This window comes from Streptomyces sp. NPDC002156 (assembly GCF_053593675.1).
The window spans coordinates 47,736-60,905 of the sequence record NZ_JBSFDA010000048.1 but is presented as its reverse complement, the minus strand read 5'-3'; the positions used below and the strand labels follow the sequence as shown (position 1 = coordinate 60,905).

At 70.0% G+C, this 13,170-nt stretch carries 11 protein-coding genes, 1 tRNA gene and 1 pseudogene; 2 read left to right on the top strand and 11 right to left on the bottom strand.

All coding sequences use genetic code 11. The features are described 5' to 3' along the window. Positions 1 to 2,301, top strand: a pseudogene (locus ACWCRB_RS21015) (hypothetical protein); the annotation flags it as partial. Between the two features lie 87 nt (positions 2,302 to 2,388). On the opposite strand, the gene ACWCRB_RS21010 reads toward ACWCRB_RS21015, so the two are convergent. The 6 genes from ACWCRB_RS21010 to ACWCRB_RS20985 form a co-directional block, all read right to left on the bottom strand. Further along, positions 2,389 to 4,065 (bottom strand): long-chain fatty acid--CoA ligase, encoded by a 1,677-nt coding sequence (locus tag ACWCRB_RS21010; protein ID WP_450997463.1) that lies wholly within the window; start codon positions 4,063 to 4,065, stop codon positions 2,389 to 2,391. A gap of 166 nt (positions 4,066 to 4,231) precedes the next feature. Beyond that, the gene (locus tag ACWCRB_RS21005; protein ID WP_389349156.1) at positions 4,232 to 4,804 is read right to left on the bottom strand and encodes a SigE family RNA polymerase sigma factor; all 573 of its coding nucleotides are present in this window, start codon (positions 4,802 to 4,804) and stop codon (positions 4,232 to 4,234) included. 225 nt (positions 4,805 to 5,029) lie between these two features. Continuing rightward, positions 5,030 to 6,196, bottom strand: coding sequence for a lipid-transfer protein (locus ACWCRB_RS21000; RefSeq protein WP_450997462.1), 1,167 nt, complete (start codon positions 6,194 to 6,196; stop codon positions 5,030 to 5,032). Beyond that, on the bottom strand, positions 6,193 to 6,606 hold the full coding sequence (locus ACWCRB_RS20995) for a MaoC family dehydratase (protein ID WP_450997461.1): 414 nt from the start codon (positions 6,604 to 6,606) through the stop codon (positions 6,193 to 6,195). The genes ACWCRB_RS21000 and ACWCRB_RS20995 overlap by 4 nt, the downstream gene beginning before the upstream one ends. Then, the gene (locus ACWCRB_RS20990) at positions 6,603 to 7,574 is read right to left on the bottom strand and encodes a bifunctional MaoC family dehydratase N-terminal/OB-fold nucleic acid binding domain-containing protein (RefSeq protein ID WP_450997460.1); all 972 of its coding nucleotides are present in this window, start codon (positions 7,572 to 7,574) and stop codon (positions 6,603 to 6,605) included. The genes ACWCRB_RS20995 and ACWCRB_RS20990 overlap by 4 nt, the downstream gene beginning before the upstream one ends. A 184-nt stretch (positions 7,575 to 7,758) precedes the next feature. Then, complete coding sequence (locus ACWCRB_RS20985; RefSeq protein WP_235476904.1) at positions 7,759 to 8,064, bottom strand: hypothetical protein; 306 nt, start codon at positions 8,062 to 8,064, stop codon at positions 7,759 to 7,761. Positions 8,065 to 8,479: 415 nt separating this feature from the next. On the opposite strand from ACWCRB_RS20985, the gene ACWCRB_RS20980 reads away from it, so the two are divergent. After that, positions 8,480 to 9,346 carry a bifunctional DNA primase/polymerase gene (locus tag ACWCRB_RS20980; RefSeq protein WP_450997459.1) on the top strand — a complete coding sequence of 289 codons (867 nt, stop codon included), beginning with the start codon at positions 8,480 to 8,482 and terminating at the stop codon, positions 9,344 to 9,346. A 78-nt stretch (positions 9,347 to 9,424) separates the two neighbouring features. On the opposite strand, the gene ACWCRB_RS20975 is transcribed toward ACWCRB_RS20980, so the two are convergent. From ACWCRB_RS20975 to ACWCRB_RS20955, 5 genes are all read right to left on the bottom strand, one after another. Then, positions 9,425 to 10,321, bottom strand: a complete 897-nt coding sequence (locus tag ACWCRB_RS20975) for a hypothetical protein (protein WP_450997458.1) — start codon at positions 10,319 to 10,321, stop codon at positions 9,425 to 9,427. Continuing rightward, positions 10,318 to 10,875, bottom strand: a complete 558-nt coding sequence (locus ACWCRB_RS20970; protein ID WP_450997457.1) for a hypothetical protein — start codon at positions 10,873 to 10,875, stop codon at positions 10,318 to 10,320. The genes ACWCRB_RS20975 and ACWCRB_RS20970 overlap by 4 nt, the downstream gene beginning before the upstream one ends. A 14-nt stretch (positions 10,876 to 10,889) precedes the next feature. After that, positions 10,890 to 11,201, bottom strand: coding sequence for a hypothetical protein (locus ACWCRB_RS20965; protein ID WP_450997456.1), 312 nt, complete (start codon positions 11,199 to 11,201; stop codon positions 10,890 to 10,892). A gap of 219 nt (positions 11,202 to 11,420) precedes the next feature. Continuing rightward, positions 11,421 to 11,507: transfer RNA gene (locus tag ACWCRB_RS20960), tRNA-Ser, on the bottom strand. A 65-nt stretch (positions 11,508 to 11,572) separates the two neighbouring features. Beyond that, positions 11,573 to 13,060, bottom strand: coding sequence for a S1C family serine protease (locus ACWCRB_RS20955; protein WP_450997455.1), 1,488 nt, complete (start codon positions 13,058 to 13,060; stop codon positions 11,573 to 11,575). Positions 13,061 to 13,170 lie beyond the last annotated feature (110 nt).

Below are 13,170 nucleotides of genomic sequence, written 5' to 3'. Positions count from 1 at the left end.
GGGCGTCGGCGCCGGGCCCTGGCGGCGGCCGCCGAGCGCGGTGCCGCCCAGGAGGCGGGCCCCCGTCCGGTGTTCGCCCTGCCCCCGGCCGAGGCCGACCGGACGGACCAGGCCGCGCCCGAGGCGCCCGCCGGGCCGGTCGACGACCGCTTCGACGACGGTGGCCGTCATGACGGGCTCACCCACGACCCCGACGACGACCACACCCCGCCCCAGCCGCACCCGACGTCCACCCCGACCGGCCGCCGCCGGGCCCGCCCGACCCCGGACCAGCCGGGGACCGTACCGCCGGGCGGGATTCCCGGGCAGGGGACGCCCGTACCGGCTCCCGGGCGGGCGGCTCCCGTACCGGCAACGGCCGCCCAGGCCGCCGCCGTCGGCCCGGAGCAGAGCGGCGTACCGGGCCAGGGGCAGTCCATGCCCGGCCAGTCGCCCTTCCCTGGACAGCAGATGCCCGGGCAGGCCGTCCCCGCTGCACAGGTCGCGCAGGCCATTTCAGGACAGGCGGTGCCCGCACAGGGGCTTCCCGCGCAAGGACTCCCCGCGCAGGCGCTCCCCGGCCAGCCTGCACTCGGCCAGCAGCCGGTCGCACAAGCCGCCCCGGGCCAGCCCCTCCCCAACCAACCCCTTCCCGGTCAGCCCGTCCCCGCACAGGGCGTCCAGGGCCAGCAGGTTCCCCAACAGGCCCCGCAGCAGGCCGCGCAGGCCGTTGCCCAGCAGGTCCCGGCGCAGGGTACGGCGCCCCAGCCCGCCCTCGCCCAGGGGCAGGCCCCCGGTCAGGCGATCCCGGCCCAGGCTGCCGCCCCCGCCGGCCAACCGCAGCCCCAGCCCTGGCCCGCGGCTGAAGACGAGACCCCGGACGCCGGCACCGCCGTACCGCCGAACACGGCCGCCGCTCCTGCTCCCGCGCCTCAGGCGGCAGCCGCCCCGCTTCCTCCGGAGCGTGCCGTGCAGCCCCGGCCGCCCGGGCAGGCGCTGCCCGCCGAGGCCGCCGCCGCGCCGGTCGACCCGAACTCGACGCAGGGGCGGGCGTTCAGTGTGCGGACGCTCGGGCAGGGGGTCGCGTTCAGCCGGGCGGCGGCGCAACTGCAGACGCCCGGTCAGCCGCAGCCCGCTACACCCCCGCACGGCACCAACGGTTCGAACGGCTCCGGTCGTCGCCGCAAGCTCGGTACCCGCCCGGAGCCCGCCGCCGGCCAGCCGGAGACGACGGCCCGGCAGCACCCGCAGAGCAATCAGGCCACCCCCGCCACGCCTCCGGCCGCCCAGGCCGCCGCCGCCGCACCGGCTCCGGCCCAGCCCTCCCTGGCCGGCCAGGCGTCCGTGCCGGGTCAGCCGTCCCTCGCCGGGCAAGTACCGGCCGCCCAGGCGCCGTCGCCCACGCAGCCCTCGCTCGCCGGGCAGACGCAGCTCGCCCCGGGCAATCCACGGCTGCCCGGGTTCACCGACGGGGCCGGGCGCTCGTACGCCATAGGGGCACCGGACGAGAACGCCGCCGAGGGGCCCGAGCCGCTCGACGGGCCCGGCGGAGCCGTCGAGGTCTCCGACCAGCCGCAGCCCCGGCCGATGGACGACGAGCTGCCGCCGGAGCCGCTGGACAACCCGCGCCGGCTGCTGGTCTGGCCCGCGCCGGACGTCACCACGCAGCAGGCGCTCAGCGACCGTGGGTACCGGCCCGTCATCGTGCACTCGCGCGAGGAGGTCAACGCACAGATCGCGGCCTTCCCGGCGGCGCTGTTCGTCGATCCGCTGACCGGGCCGATCACCCGGACCGCCCTCCAGTCGCTGCGCCAGGCCGCCGTGGCCGCCGAGGTTCCGGTGCTGGTCACGGCGGGACTCGGGCAGGCGACGCGCGAGGCGGCGTACGGCGCCGATCCCGCCGTACTCCTGAAGGCGCTCGCCCCGCGTGACAGTGAGCAGCATCCGCCGCGCGTGCTGCTGATCGAGGAGCACGCGGAGATCGCGCTCGCGCTCACGGCGACGCTGGAGCGGCGCGGGATGCAGGTCGCGCGGGCCGCGAGCGACGCGGACGCGGTCACGCTGGCCTCGCAGCTGCGGCCGAACCTGGTGGTCATGGACCTGCTTCAGGTACGGCGCCGCAGGGCCGGGATCGTCGACTGGCTGCGGGCGAACGGACAGTTGAACCGCACCCCGCTGGTCGTCTACACGGCCGCCGTCGACCAGGCCGACCTGCCGAGGCTCGCCTCGGGCGAGACGGTGCTGTTCCTCGCCGAACGGTCCACGAGCACCGAGGTGCAGAGCCGGATCGTCGATCTGCTCGCCCGTATCGGCACCAACTAGCACATTCAGCGCATGGAATTGGGGCGATGTTTCACGTGAAACATCGCCCCAATTCCCTATGTCAGCCCAAGTCGGCCCAGGTCGCTCTCAGAGCCTCGTGACATCCAGCTCGCCCTCCGCGTACTGCCTGCGCAGCACCTTCTTGTCGAACTTGCCGACGCTCGTCTTCGGGACCGACTCGATGATCGTCCAGCGCTCCGGGAGCTGCCACTTGGCGATCTTGCCCTCGCCCGCGAGGAAGGCGCGCAGGGATTCGAAGTCCGCGGTGGAGCCCTCCGACAGCACGACCGTGGCCAGCGGGCGTTCGCCCCACTTGTCGTCGGGGACGGCCACGACGGCCGCCTCCATGACGTCCGGGTGGGCCATGAGGGCGTTCTCCAGGTCGACGGACGAGATCCACTCGCCGCCGGACTTGATGACGTCCTTGGCACGGTCGGTGAGCGTCAGGAAGCCGTCGGGGCTGATGGTGCCCACGTCGCCCGTCTTGAGCCAGCCGTCCTCGCTGAACTTGTCGGCGGGGCGCAGGGGTTCGGCGTCGGTGCCGTTGTAGTAGGAGCCCGCGATCCACGGACCGCGCACCTCCAGCTCGCCCGCCGACTCGCCGTCCCAGGGCAGCCGCTCGCCGCCGGGGCCGGAGAGCCGGGCCTCGACGCTCGCCGGGAAACGGCCCTGCGTGAGGCGGTAGGCGAACTCCGCGTCCGTGCCCACCGCGTGGGCCGGCGGACGGGCGATCGTGCCGAGCGGGGAGGTCTCCGTCATGCCCCAGGCGTGGCAGACGCGCATGCCCAGCTTGTCGAAGGCCGCCATGAGGGCGGGCGGGCAGGCGGAGCCGCCGATGGTGACCTGGGTGAGGGACGAGACGTCCCGGGGGTTCGCGGTCAGCTCCCCGAGCAGGCCCTGCCAGATGGTGGGGACGGCGGCGGCGTGCGTCGGCCGTACCTTCTCGATCATCTCGGCGAGCGGGACGGGCTGCAGGAACCGGTCCGGCATCAGCATGTTGACGCCGGTCATGAAGGTCGCGTGGGGCAGACCCCAGGCGTTTACGTGAAATTGAGGCACTACCACCAGGGACGTGTCCTGGTCGGTCAGGCCCATGGACTGGGCCATGTTGACCTGGAGGGAGTGCAGATAGATGGAGCGGTGCGAGAACACCACGCCCTTGGGGTCGCCCGTCGTCCCGGAGGTGTAACACATGGCGGCGCCCGTGCGTTCGTCCAGCTCGGGCCAGTCGTAACTGGTCGGCTTTCCGGCGATGAGGTCCTCGTACTCGTGCACCTGGGCGTGCGATCCGGCGAGGGCGGAACGGTCTCCGGGGCCGGAGATCACGACGTGCTCGACCGTCTTGAGATGCGGGAGCAGCGGGGCGAGCAGCGGGAGCAGCGAACCGTTGGCGATGATCACCTTGTCGGCGGCGTGGTTGACGATCCAGGCCAACTGCTCGGGGGGCAGGCGCAGGTTGAGGGTGTGCAGGACCGCACCCATGGAGGGGATCGCGAAGTAGGCCTCGACGTGCTCGGGGTTGTTCCACATCAGAGTGCCGATGCGCTCGTCGCCGGTGACTCCGAGGTCGTCGCGGAGAGCGTGTGCGAGCTGTGCCGACCGGGCCCCGATCTCGGCGTAGGAGCGGCGCTGCGGTTCCGCCTCGCCCGTCCAGGTGATGACCTGTGACTCGCCGTGGATCGTCGACCCATGGGTCAGGATCCTTGAGATCAGCAGCGGTACGTCCTGCATGGTGCTCAGCACGGCGTCCTCCCGGGGCTTCATTGCCTACTCGGTGGTAAAGGTTGTGCTGATTCTGCGCACATACCGAGCGGTACGTCACTAGGGGAGAGTGATCGATCAGATCACGTCGTGCCTCGGAACTGTCGGGGGAACTATCGGGAGTCACAAGAGGTTCCCGTGAGGGAACCATCAGGCGCGAGTTCGCGAGTTATCGGGCGAGCACCAGCTCAGGGTCCTCGCGCAGCTTGCCCAGCGCCCGCGAGACGGCCGACTTGACCGTGCCCACCGACACCCCGAGCACCTCGGCCGTCTGGACCTCGCTCAGATCCTCGTAGTACCGCAGCACCACCATCGCCCGCTGCCGCGCCGGCAGCTTCATGATCGCGCGCCACATCGCGTCGTGCAGCACCTGGTGCTCCGCCGGATCGCCGACCGGCGTCCCCTCGGGCTCCGGCAGCTCGTCGCAGACGAACTCGTCGACCTTGCGCTTGCGCCACTGCGACGTCCGCGTGTTGAGGAGCGCGCGGCGGACATAGCCGTCGAGCGCACGGTGGTCCTCGATCCGCTCCCACGCGACGTAGGTCTTGGTGAGCGCGGTCTGCAGGAGGTCCTCCGCGTCGCTCGGGTTCGCGGTGAGCGACCGGGCGGTGCGCAGCAGCACCGGGCGGCGGGCCTTCACGTACGACGAGAACGACGGGTACGAGGTGTACGACGCGAACGCCAGGGTCTGCGTCGCCGTCGTAGCCGCGTTCGAAGCGCTGGTGCAGACGGGTGTGGTCATGGCTCTACGCTAGGTTCGCCCCCTACTCGGGCGGATCGGCCGCAGGTCCCGAAGCCGCGTCCGCCTCAGGTTGTAGGAGGGGGGCTGCCTCCACCTCCTGAAGGTGGAGGCAGGGTACGGGCCTATGAGGGTCCGACCCTGAGGCCTCGTACGGCAGTAGTACGGAGGCTGGTCCTCCGGTAGTAGTGACAACCGCGGGCGGGACGGTCGCCCGGAGGGTCGGGCTCATCCCGCGGCCTCTAGGACCAGCCCCGAGGTCGGCACCCCCGTACCCGCTGTGACCAGGGCTCTTTCCGCGCCCGGCACTTGGTTCACGGAGGTCCCGCGCAGCTGCCGTACCGCCTCCGCGATGCCGTTCATGCCGTGCAGGTACGCCTCCCCGAGCTGTCCCCCATGCGTGTTCAGGGGCAGCCCCCCGGCCGCGACGAAATCGGCCGCCTCGCCCGGGCCGCAGAAGCCGAACTCCTCCAGCTGCATCAGCACGAACGGAGTGAAGTGGTCGTAGAGGATGGCAACGTCGATATCAGCCGGACCGACTCCCGCGGTCCGCCACAACTGCCGGGCCACCACGCCCATCTCGGGGAGCCCGGTGAGGTCGTCGCGGTAGAAGCTGGTCATCTGCTCCTGGGCACGCCCCGCGCCCTGGGCAGCCGCGGCGACGACGACGGACGGGTGCCGCAGTTCGCGCGCCCGTTCGACGGAGGTGACGACGACCGCCTGGCCGCCGTCCGTCTCCTGGCAGCAGTCCAGCAGCCGCAGCGGCTCGGCGATCCAGCGCGAGGCCGCGTGGTCGGCGAGGGTGATGGGCCGGCCGTGGAACCAGGCGGCCGGATTGGTCGCCGCGTACTTCCGGCCGCTCACGGCGACCTGCCCGAAGACATCCGCCGACAGCCCGTACGCGTACAGGTACCGCTGTGCCGCCATCGCCACCCAGGAGGCGGGCGTGAGCAGCCCGAACGGCAGCGACCAGCCGAGCGCCACCCCCTCCGCCGACGGCTCCCGCCGCTCCACCCCCGACCCGAACCGCCGCCCCGACCGCTCGTTGAAGGCGCGGTAGCAGACGACGACCTCGGCCACCCCGGCCGCGACGGCGAGCGCGGCCTGCTGGACGGTCGCACAGGCAGCGCCCCCGCCGTAGTGGACGCGGGAGAAGAAGGACAGCTCCCCGATCCCGGCCGCCTGCGCGACGGTGATCTCCGGGCTGGTGTCCATCGTGAACGTGACCATGCCGTCCACGTCGGCGGGCGTCAGCCCGGCGTCGTCGAGCGCGGCCCGCACCGCCTCCACGGCCAGCCGCAGCTCGCTGCGCCCCGAGTCCTTGGAGAACTCGGTGGCCCCGATGCCGACGATCGCCGTACGTCCGCCGAGGTCGTCGCGCGCGTGCAGGCTCACGGGGTGCCTCCCGAGGGGGGTACGAGGACGGTCACCGTCCCGGAGACGTGCCGGCCGATCGCGTTTGCCCCGAGCACGTGTACGACGACGGTGTCGCCGTCGTACGGGTCCTCGACGACCTTCTCGATCCTGCCGGTCAAGACCATGGTGTCGCCGGGGTGGTTGGGGGCGCCGAGGCGGATGGCGACCTTGCGCAGAACGGCGGCGGGCCCGAAACAGTCGGTGATGTACCGTCCCACCAGCCCGTTCGTGGTGAGGATGTTCATGAAGATGTCCGGGGACCCCTTCGCCCGGGCCAACTCGGCGTCGTGGTGCACGTCCTGGAAGTCGCGGGACGCGATGGCCCCGGTGACGATCAGCGTGCGCGTGATCTCGATCTCCAGCGGCGGCAGCTCGTCCCCGGCCTTCATCCGCCCACCCCTCCCGGCAGGTCGCCCCGGAACACCGGAAGCTCCGGCTGCCCGTCCTCGTACCGCACGAACTCCAGCCGCACCGGCATCCCGATCCGCACCTTGTCGTACGGCACGCCGATCACGTTGCTGATGATCCGCACCCCCTCAACCAGCTCGATCAGCCCGACGGCGTAGGGCGGGTCGAAGGCCGGGAAAGGCGGGTGATGCATGACGACGTACGAGAAGACGGTGCCGTCGCCGCACGCCTCGACGGTGTCCCAGTCGCCGCTGCCGCAGGCGTTGCAGCCCGGCAGCCAGGGGAAGCGGAGGGCACGGCATTCCAGGCACCGCTGGATGAGGAGCTGACGGCGGCCGACCCCGTCCCAGAACCCGGCGTTGTCGCGGTTGACGACGGGGCGGGGGCGGGTGGCGGCGAGTTCGCGCCCCGTAGGCGTCTCAGGGGCGCGCGAGGCGCCTGGGGCACGGGAGGGGGCGTACTTGAGGATCCGGAACCGATGGGTGCCCACCGGCTCACCGTCCACTCGTACATCCATCCGGGTCGTGACGAAGTACCCGGTGCCGAGCTTGGTGGTCTTGGGCCCGACGACGGACTCGACGACCGAATCGAACGCGACGCGGTCCCCCGGCCGCAGGGGCCGCAGATACTCCTGCTCGCAGTCGGTGGCGACCACGGAGGTGCAGCCCGCGTCGTCGAGCAGGGCGAGCAGCTCCTCGTACGCCTCCGAGCGGCTCGAATGCCCGGAGAGGCCGCCCATGGTCCACACCTGGAGCATGGTGGCCGGCGCGACGGCGTCCGGCCCGACATACGCCGGACTGCTGTCGCCCAGCGCCTCGCACCAGTGCCGGATCATCGGCTCGTTGACGGGATCCTTGCCGACACCACCGACGACGGCGGGCCGCCCTTCGAACGCGGCGAGCTGCGCGGCGAGTTGGGGGCTGGACGAGTGGCTAGGTGGCTGACTCACGGTTTCTGACTGTCCGTCAGATACGAAAGGGTGTCAAGGGACGGACCCTGCACCCGGCACGGAAAACGTCTGCGCGGCGACACGAAGTTCGTGCCGCCGCGCAGACGTGTTACCACCCCATGAAGCGCTCCCCACCAGGGAGTTCAGGACCGTCGGGGACCCACACCCCCGCCGACCCGAGGGCCTACCAGAGGTTCGTGAAGTTGACGACGGCGTTGGACTGGTCGATGGCCGTGAACCCGGAGCCGTTCACCTGCGCGGTGTTGTTCTGGTTCGAGGCGCCGGAGCCGACCGCCTGCTGCTGCGAGGTGGACGAGTTGCCGTTGTTGTCGCCACCCACGCCGCTGCCGATGATGCTGGCGACGGCCGAGTTCGATCCGTCGTCCGCGAAGGCGCCGTTGTCCGCCGTCGCGACGCCGCTGAAGAGCGCGGCGGCGAGGGGCAGGGCCGAGACGGCGGCGATGACGCGGGCGGTACGGATGCTTGCCATGTCTGTTCCTCCAGAACATGTACGCCCCGGCTCCTGTGCCGGACCGTACGAAGTACGTGTGATGCGAGAACTACGCGAACTACCACTACTCCCAAGGCAGTTGGCCACCCGCCTCGGTGTTGTCCCGCCGCTGTGCACTGCGTCGCGAGATCAGGATTGCCCACCGAATCCCCGGCGAACCACCCCGGAACCGTTTATTCCCCCTGAAGCGTGATGACAAGTCGATAAACCCTCTTCACATCACCAAAGTCGCAGGTCAGCCAGTTAGGGGTGATTCACGCCAAGCGACCGAACAAGATCCCCAAGGGACACAAGGGATGAAGCGTTCCCGCACCTTTCAAGCCATTCGACCGAAACGGCCCGAACAAGCAGGCACGCCCTTCCCTTTTTCGAACAGGTGTACGAACATGGAAGCATGGCCACCACCGACCGGCAGGCCACGACGCTGGCCCTCGCCCACGCCTTGTCAGCCGCCGAACGCGGCCTGGCCGTCATCCCGCTGTCCCGGACAAAACTCCCGGCCCTGCGCTCCCCCCACCGGGACGAACCGATCCCACCCCCCTGCCACGGCGAGTGCGGCGCGATGGGTCACGGCGTGTACGACGCCACGACCGACCCGTCCCGCATCCGCGAACTCTTCACCGCCGCCCCCTGGGCCACCGGCTACGGCATCGCCTGCGGCCTGCCCCCGCACCACCTCATCGGCATCGACCTCGACACCAAGTCGGGCACGGACTCCTCGGCGGCCCTGCGCGAACTGGCCCTGCGCCACCTGTTCACGATCCCCGAGACGGTGGTCGTCCTGACCCCGTCCGGCGGCCGCCACCTCTGGCTGACCGGCCCCCCGGACGCCGTGATCCCCAACTCGGCGAGCAGACTGGCCCCCGGCATCGACATCAGAGGAGCCGGCGGCTACCTGGTAGGCCCCGGCTCCCGAACCGAACATGGCGTCTACGGCACAGCACCAGGCACATCCCACCTCAGCCCCGCCCCCTGCCCCGCGTCCCTCCTACGCCTCCTCCTGCCCCCACCTCGCACCCACCGCTCCACATCCCCCGCCCCACCCGAACACGGCCAGGGCCTGGTCCAGTTCGTCCTCGCGGCCCACGAGGGCCAACGCAACACCCGCCTGTTCTGGGCGGCTTGCCGGGCGTACGAGAACGGGCTGGGGGATGTTCTGGTGGAGCCGCTGGTGGAGGCGGCCGTCCAGACGGGGCTCACTGAGCGGGAGGCTCGGGCGACTGTTGCCTCGGCGGGGAGGATGACGGGGTGGCGGGGGTGAGCCAGCACAGGCCGACAGAAAGGGGTGCCTCTCCACGAGAGGCACCCCTACTGACTGAACGAAGAATCCGTCACGCCCTCATCGGGAACGATCGCGCAGGACGCGCCGGATGGACCCGATGACCTCGTCGATGCCACTCGACTGCAGCCTGGCCCGTTTCGTGCTGTCCTCCTCGTCCGAGATGCCGACCGTGACACCCATGGACTGACCGTTCGACACGCTGACCTCCAGCCGACGCCGCTGAACCTTGCTGAAGTGGACCGAGTCGTCGTCGGGCGTACGGGTGTTCAACTGCTCCAGGGAGATGTCGGCGGGAGCGGGTGTGGTCCTGGTCGAGACGGCGACCACGTGGTTGTACTGGTACTCCTCCGTGTCCTCCTTGGACAGTCCGCCCGACAGGAAGTCCAGCGAGCAGTGGAAGAGAGCGAGGTGGTGCAGGGTGGGACAGACGACCAGGACCTCGTACTCCTGGAACCGCCACACCCCGTCGTCGCCGATTCCGAACCCGCTGAGATTCGGCCCGTACAGCACCAGCGGCCTTTTCTCCGGACGCTCGGACGGACTCGTGCCGAGGAGAGCCGCCACCGGGTCCCACGACTGGGCACCGATCTCAAGATGGTCCGAGGTGATACCGAGGCGCTGCATGGCACGTTCCTCGATGACCTTCAGGTCCTGGGCGAGAAGCCTGTCCATCTCACGGTCGGACAGTTTCGGTTCCGACTTCTCGTACGCGTCCCGGTATTCCTTCTTCTTGCTGCCGCCCTTGATCGCGGCATAGATGCCGCCCGCCAGCATCAGACCTCCGACGAACGCGTTGCTGCTCAGGGCGATCAGCCCCACCAGCACCGCGATACCGCCGACCGAGAGCAGAGCTGTGGCGATCTGGTCGAGGCTCTGCTTCGGAGTGGGGTGGAAGTACTTCTCGACTTTCCGCTTCCGCTCGGTCGCTTCGGTCTCTGCCATGGTCAGGGTCATGAGGTGGTTCCTCCTGCACGTTCATTGAGTGCTTGCCAGACACGGCTCTGCGGTGCGGGCACATGCCGCCGGATGAGATCCGCGTGCAACCGATCGACCTGCCGCGCACTCAGCCGCAGACTGACCGGGACCTCCGACGACGCCATCCACGCGTTGGTGCGGTCCTCTTCGACCAGGGCCACGAGAAAGCGTGCGTACGGTTCGAGCAGCGGGCTCAGCAGACTGACGACGGATGTGAGTTCGGCGCCGGTGCAGAGACTCGGACGCTTTCCTCGGAGAGTGGCCAGGGCCAGCAGGAAACGAGCGTGTGCGGTGGCCGAAGGGTCGGACACACCGAGGCCGACGCATTTCGTCAGATGCGCGACCGCGGAATCGTAGAGCCCTTGGTGAAGCGACGTTTCTCCGAGCCGAAGAAATTGCTCCGCGCTTTCGACCGGGCTGGGATCCCGGTAGGAGATGTTGATCGTGTCCGCGTTGTTGATCGTGCGGGCTTCCTGCCGACCGATGTTATGGGTGGAGTAGTGGTTCGGGTTCGCGTCTCTGTTGCCGCCCATCGTTCATCCCGGAATCACTGCGTGAAAGAGCTGATGACGGTGGCGATGGCGGCGACGATCGAGCCGGCCCGAAGGGTCATGGCGACCACGCGCGCACGCTCCAGCGCTCCGACCGCCGCAGTGCGTTCGGGCAGAGCGGACCTGGCCGTTTCCACCTCGGCACGCAGTTCCGCCCACTCACCCTCTTCGGAGCGCTCACTGTCGATCCGGTCGAGCAGGGCGTCCAAGCGAGCGGCCGCGGCACCCGTCTGCTCGGGCCCGATGAAGAGTGTCTCGCCCTGGTAGATGTTCTCGGCGCTCTGTTTTTGAATCTTGAACTCGGCCATGTGTACCCCCTGTGAATATCCCACTGGTCACTCGACTCTATAGCGGTCTATGAACACACAAGGGGCACAAATTAATAATGATCGCATTCGATCATTATGTATAAAATTTTCATGGGATAAATTCGAACTACTATTGATAGCTCGCATATTTGAACGATTTACCCGACGGGCCCATACGAAAGGGGTGCCCCTCAATGAGGAGCACCCCTTCGATCACAGCGGAAGCGGTGAGATTCGAACTCACGGTGACATCGCTGCCACGACGGTTTTCAAGACCGTTCCCTTAGGCCGCTCGGGCACGCTTCCCCGCGCCGGGCCTGATCAGCTCGGCGCGGGGACAAGAGTAACGGGTCACCGCGTGCGCGTGGTGGTCAGCTGTCGCCCTCGCGGGAGCCCAGGGTCAGTTCGACCGTCTTTGACTTGCCGTCTCGTTCGTAGGTGATCTGGACCTTGTCGCCGGGCTGGTGGGTCCAGATCTCGCCGATCAGGGTCGGGCCGCTGTCGATCACGTGGTCGTCGAGCTTGGTGATGACGTCGCCGGGCTGCAGGCCCGCCGCGGCCGCCGGGCCGCCCGACTCCACCGGGTTGGGGGTGTCGTCGGTCTTCTGGCTGATCTGCGCGCCGCCCGTGCCCTCGGTCAGGGCGACCGAGGCGCCGATCTTCGCGTAGACCGGCTTGCCGGTCTTGATCAGCTGCTGGGCGACGTACTTGGCCTGGTTGATCGGGATGGCGAAGCCCAGGCCGATCGAGCCGGACTGGCCGGTGCTCAGGCCGCCGCTGCTGGAGGACTGGATCGCCGAGTTGATGCCGATGACGTTGCCCGAGGCGTCCAGGAGTGGGCCGCCGGAGTTGCCCGGGTTGATCGACGCGTCCGTCTGCAGGGCGCTCATGTACGACGCCTTGCTGCTCGCGCTGCCGTCGCTGGAGGCCACCGGGCGGTTCTTGGCGCTGATGATGCCCGTGGTCACCGTGTTGGACAGGCCGAAGGGCGCGCCGATCGCGATCGTCGAGTCGCCGACGGCCACCTTGTCGGAGTCGCCGAGGGTGAGCGGCTGAAGGTCGGAGGGGGCGTTCTTGAGCTTGATGACCGCCACGTCGTAACCCTGGGCATGGCCGACGACCTCGGCGTCGTACTTCTTGCCGTCGGGGAAGGTGGCCGTCACCTTGCCGCCGTCGACCGCGTCCGCGACGACGTGGTTGTTGGTGACGATGTGGCCCTGGGTGTCGAAGACGAAGCCCGTGCCGGTGCCGCCCTCGCCGCTGGAGCTCTCGGCCTCGATGGTGACCGTGCTCGGCAGCGCCTTGGCGGCCACGCCCGCGACCGTGCCCGCGTCGCGCTTGAGGTCGCCGCCGGTCTGCTGCGCGGCGGAGACGGTCGTCGACGTGGTGGAGTCGTCGTTGTCCTTGGCCAGCGTGTAGCCGAGGCCGCCGCCCGCGCCGCCCGCGACCAGCGCGGCCACCAGCACCGCGGCGATCAGCCCGCCGCGCCCGGACTTGGGCTTCGGCGGCTGCTGGTCGTACGTGGCGCCCCAGGGAGCACCCGGGTCGCCCGGGGCGCCACCCGAACCGCCGTCCATGTACGACGGCACCGCCGGCGGCGGGGGAGGCGGCGGCCAGGCGGCTGCCTCGGGGCCCAGACCGGCGCCCTGGGGTGCGTCGGGCGCTCCCGCCGACGCGTACGCCGGTACCTGGTCCGCGTGCGCCGGTGCCGGCTCCGGGGCGCTCGGGGGCACCGGCGGGAGCTGGGTTGTCGGGGCCTCGGGCGCGGTGGCCTGCGGGGAGGCAGCAGGAGATTCCACCGGCACGGGAGGTGCGGACGGGGCCGGGGGTACCGCAGTGCCCTCGTTCTCGGTGCTCACAGCTCTTTCTCCTCGATCCACGGCTGTCCTTCTCGGTCGCACTCGGTCACGCCCGATCCACTTGATCCACCCGATCCATACGTGCGGGTGCCCGTTTCACACGGGTACGC